Origin of the sequence: Streptomyces spiramenti (genome assembly GCF_012034385.1) — a bacterium.
Taxonomy (GTDB): domain Bacteria; phylum Actinomycetota; class Actinomycetes; order Streptomycetales; family Streptomycetaceae; genus Streptomyces; species Streptomyces spiramenti.
Map to the genome: position 1 here is coordinate 1 of NZ_JAAVJB010000329.1, position 4,280 is coordinate 4,280.

Sequence of the window (4,280 nt, forward strand, 5' to 3'; positions counted from 1 at the left end):
CGCCCGCGGGGGCGACGCCTGCCGGCGCCGTCCCCGCGGTGGCGCCGGCTGCCGCGCCGGCCTGCGGTGCGATGCCCTCAGCCATCGGTCCGCTCGTCCCCGCCGCCCAGCTCCTCGGCGACCGCCTCGGCCAGCTCCACCGGAGTCGGGTAGGCGAACACCAGGGCCACCGGGACCTCGCCGCCCACCTCGCGCTCGATGCGGCCGGTGATCTGGAAGGCGGCCAGCGAGTCGCCGCCGCACTCGAAGAAGTCGCTCGTCTCGTCGAGTCCCTCGTCCTGCAGCGCCTCGCGGTAGACCGAGGTGATCAGCTCGGTCAGCTCGGCGGTGGTCACCGCGGCGGGAGTGGCGGTCTGCTGCGTCGTCATCGTGCGCTCCAGAGGTTCGGTTCGGTGGACGGGCGGACGGCGGTCGCGCCGTCCGCCCCGAAGGACGGGGAGGACAGGGCACCCGCGGCGGCGGGCGCGCCCCGGGCGGGAAGAGCATCGGGGGAGAGGTTGCCGCCGGAGACGACGACCGCGGCCCGGCCGTGGAACCCCCGGCGCAGCGCACCGGCCAGGGCCACCGCGCCGCTGGGCTCGGCGGGGACACCGCCGCGGCGCAGCAGTTCCGTCGCGGCGAGGATCTCGTCGTCCTCGACCGCGATCAGCTCGTCGGTCCTGCGTCGCACCACCGGGAGCGTCACCGCTCCCGGCCGCTGGCCCCGCAGTCCGTCGGCCACGGTGCGGGACGGCGGCACCTGTACCGGATGGCCCGCGGCCAGCGACAGGGCGTAGCGGCGGGCATCCATCGGCTCGACGCCGATGATCCGCACGTGTCGCCGCCGGCCGACGAGCTCCGCGGCGAGGCAGCACCCCGCCAGCAGCCCGCCGCCGCCCGTCGGTACGAACAGCATGTCCAGCGCGGGAAGTTCGTGGAACATTTCCAGGGCGACGGTCCCCTGACCGGCGACGACCCGGGGATCGTCGGAGGACGGCACCAGCAGCGCTCCGGTACGCGCGGCCAGCAGCCGTGCGTGCCGCTCGCGGTCGGCGACGCCGCCGGCGACCGTCACGACGTCCGCCCCCAGGTCACGGACGCGCTCGGCCTTCAGCGGCGAGGCGCCTTCCGCCATCACCACGGTGGTCCGCAGGCCGCGGGGGCGGGCCAGCGTCGCGAGGGCGATGCCGTGGTTGCCCGAGGAGCCGGTCACCACGGAGTCGACGGCGCCGGCGGCGATCGCGTTCGCGGCGCCGCGCGCCTTGAAGGAGCCCCCGAGCTGGAGGTGTTCGGCTTTCAGCAGCAGGCCCGGCACGCCCGGTACCGGAAGCATCGGGGTGCGGTGCACCAGCCCCCGCAGCCGCTGGGCGGCCCGCGCGACGTCGGTCGGTACCGGGACCGGTACCGGCGGCAGCTCCGCCGGGGGCGCGGTCACGTCCCCGCCCCGCTCGCCGCCCCGCGGAGAGCGGACCGGTCGGCCTTGCCGGTGGTGGTGGTCGGGACCCGTCCGATGCGGTGGAACCGCCGGGGCATCATGTGGGCGGGCAGCGTCTCCGCGAGGTACCGGCGCAGCTCGGCGTCGGTCACCTCCTGGGGCGACGCCCCCGTGAGGTGGGCGCTCAGGAAGACCCGGCCGCGGTCGTCGGCGTCGGCGGTCACCACCGCGCCGGTGACCCGGGGGTGGGTGAGCAGTGCGCCCTCGACCTCGGAGGGGTCGACCCGGTAGCCGCGGATCTTGATCTGCCGGTCCGAACGGCCCAGGTACTCCAGCGTGCCGTCGGGCCGCAGCCGGCCCAGGTCGCCGGTGCGGTACTCCCGCGACCCCGGCGGGCCGAGCGGATCGGGCCGGAACCGGTCGGCGGTGAGGACCGGGTTGCCGCGGTAGCCGCGTGCCACCCCCACCCCGCCGAGGACGATCTCGCCGACCTGGCCCGCCGCGACCGTCGCGCCGTCCGGGGAGGCCAGCCGGGCCGACATCCCGTCGATGGCGGCGCCCACGACGTCGGCGCCGACCTCGGGCTCCTCCGCCACCCGGTGCCGGGTCGCGGTCATGGTGCACTCGGTGGGGCCGTACTGGTTGACGAGCACGCCCGGCAGCAGCTTCCTCGCTCCGGAGGTCAGGAACGGCAGCAGCGACTCCCCGCTGCACACCACCAGCCGCAGCCCCCGCAGCCGTTCGGCGGCGTCCTCCTGCTGGGCGAGGAAGGTCAGGAACGACGGCGTGACGCTCAGCAGGGTGTTGACGCCGTTCCGCTCCACCGTCGCGAGGAAGTCGTCCGCCCGCAGCAGCGACGCCCGGTCGGTCAGCACCAGGGTGCCGCCGGCGACCAGCGGCGCGAAGGTGTCGCGGATGGACGCGTCGTATCCGGCCGGCGCCACCTGGAGCGCGACGCTCCAGGCACCCATCGCGTAGTCGCGCGCGACGAACCGCAGGTACGAGTCGAGCCCGGCGCGCTCGATGAGCACCGCGTTGGGTGTTCCGGTGCTCCCGGAGGTGTGGCTGACGTAGGCGAGGGCCGCCCCGGGCACCTCGGGCCACCGGACGGCGGCCGGGTCGCCGGCCGCCTCGCGCGCCGTCTCCGTCTCGGCCTCCGCGGTGAGATCGTCCAGGTCCAGGACCGGCCCCGGGGCTGGGAGCGCCACCCGCCGGGCGACGGCGCCGCGGGTCAGCAGCATCTCGGCACCGCCGCTGCTCACGGCGGCGGCCAGCCGCTGGGCGGGCTGCGCCAGGTCCAGCGTCAGGAAGGCACCGCCCGCCCGGAGCACCGCGGCGACCGCCACCACGCTGTCCGCGCCGGGATCCAACGCGATCGCGCACACCCGCTCGGGTCCCACGCCGCGCGCCGCGAGGGTGCGCGCCAGTCGGTCCACCCGTTCGACGAACCGCCCGTAGCTCACCGGTCCGTCCGGGGTCCGCAGCGCCACCGCCGTGGGCCGCCGCTCCGCGTGCGCCCGGATGTCGTCCAGGAACCTCACCACGAGGGGACACCTCCCTGGACGTGTTCCTGGTCGACGGCGACGAAGCGGAGTTCGGAGGTGTAGGTGTTGTGGTGTTCGTCGGTGAGCCAGGTCTGGTCGGGGGTGGGGAGCATTTCGGTGAGGGTGAGGGTGGCGCCGGGGTTGTTGCGTGCGAGGCGTCGTGCGGCTTTGGCGAGGATGTTGATGTAGACGGGGGCGTCGAAGTCGACGTAGAAGGGGCGGGGTTCGGTGGGGGAGACGATGAAGGCGTAGCGGGGGAGGTCGTGTCGGGTGCGCCAGTTGCGTGCGCGGATCCAGCGGCGTGCTTCGTTCTTCTCGTCGGCGAAGTCGAGGTCGTCGCCGGTGAAGCGCCAGGACTCGCGCTGGACGGTCATCCGGTCGATCGTCACCCGCGGCACGTGGTCCGCGTCGGGCCGCAGTGCGAAGCGGTCCATCACCCGGTTGGTGAGGGCGTGGCCGAAGACGTCGAGGACGTCGAACTCGGCCCCGTCGGGCAGCACCGCGGTCAGGCGGCCGTCGCGGTCCGCGACCGTCACGTCCGCGCTGAGGAGGCAGCGCTCGCGGTAGGGGTCGCCGGTGTGGTCGGCCAGCGCGACCGCGTAGTCCTCGTCGCGTTCCAGCGCCGGCCTGCTGCGGGCCGACCACTTCAGCGGCAGCTCCTTGGGCAGCATCGGTGTCAGGCGCGGGCCGGGGAAGTCACGCGTGGTCTCCGCGATCAGCTCCTCGATCGCCGGGTGCTGGTGCACGAAGAGCGACGCGGCCACGGTGTTCATCGCGATGTGGAGCTCGCCGAGGACGAGGGAGAAGTCGCCGCGGGCCACGGCGTCGGTGCTGTCGGCGACGACGAGGACGTCCGGGCTGACGTAGCGGGACAGCGACCAGCCGTCTCGCGGACCGCCGAACTCCTGCGCCACCTGCTCCGCGATGTCCTCCGAGCGCAGCTGCACCCGCCGGACCCCTTCGGGGGCGTCGATGATCCGCGCCCAGCGCTCGCGCAGCTCCGCCTGGACCCGCTCGGCCTCGGCCATCGACTCCGCGTGCGGCGCGGGGAGGCAGGCGAAGTACAGCGACGCCAGGTCGGTCGTCGGGGACTCCCCGCGCACTCGGTCGAACGCCTGCCGGATGTGTGCCCGCATCGACTCGGCGTAGCGGCTGGTGAGCCAGCCGACCGCCGTCAGGCACAGCGACAGCGGCGTCAGTTCGTCGAGGATGGTGTGGCCGATGGTGGCGGTGGTGGAGCGGCGGGTGTCGGTGTAGAGGAGTGAGCGGTTGGGTGCGGTGCGGGTGCTTTTGTTGCGTTGGGATGCGGTGTGGGTGATGTC

General features: G+C 74.6%; 4 protein-coding genes. All 4 read right to left on the reverse strand.

Annotation, left to right across the window (positions count from 1 at the left end; translation table 11 throughout):
* Positions 1-77: 77 nt before the first annotated feature.
* Entirely contained in the window at positions 78-368 is a 291-nt protein-coding gene (locus HCJ92_RS22630) for an acyl carrier protein (RefSeq protein ID WP_167935469.1), read from the reverse strand.
* Positions 365-1,414: a threonine ammonia-lyase gene (locus tag HCJ92_RS22635; RefSeq protein ID WP_338054332.1), complete on the reverse strand. Its 1,050-nt coding sequence runs from the start codon at positions 1,412-1,414 to the stop codon at positions 365-367. Before HCJ92_RS22635 ends, HCJ92_RS22630 begins: the two co-directional genes overlap by 4 nt.
* Positions 1,411-2,958: an amino acid adenylation domain-containing protein gene (locus HCJ92_RS22640; protein ID WP_167935470.1), complete on the reverse strand. Its 1,548-nt coding sequence runs from the start codon at positions 2,956-2,958 to the stop codon at positions 1,411-1,413. The genes HCJ92_RS22635 and HCJ92_RS22640 overlap by 4 nt, the downstream gene beginning before the upstream one ends.
* The coding region (locus HCJ92_RS22645) for a lantibiotic dehydratase (RefSeq protein ID WP_209311472.1) at positions 2,952-4,280 on the reverse strand (1,329 nt) is incomplete at its 5' end. The genes HCJ92_RS22645 and HCJ92_RS22640, both read right to left, overlap by 7 nt.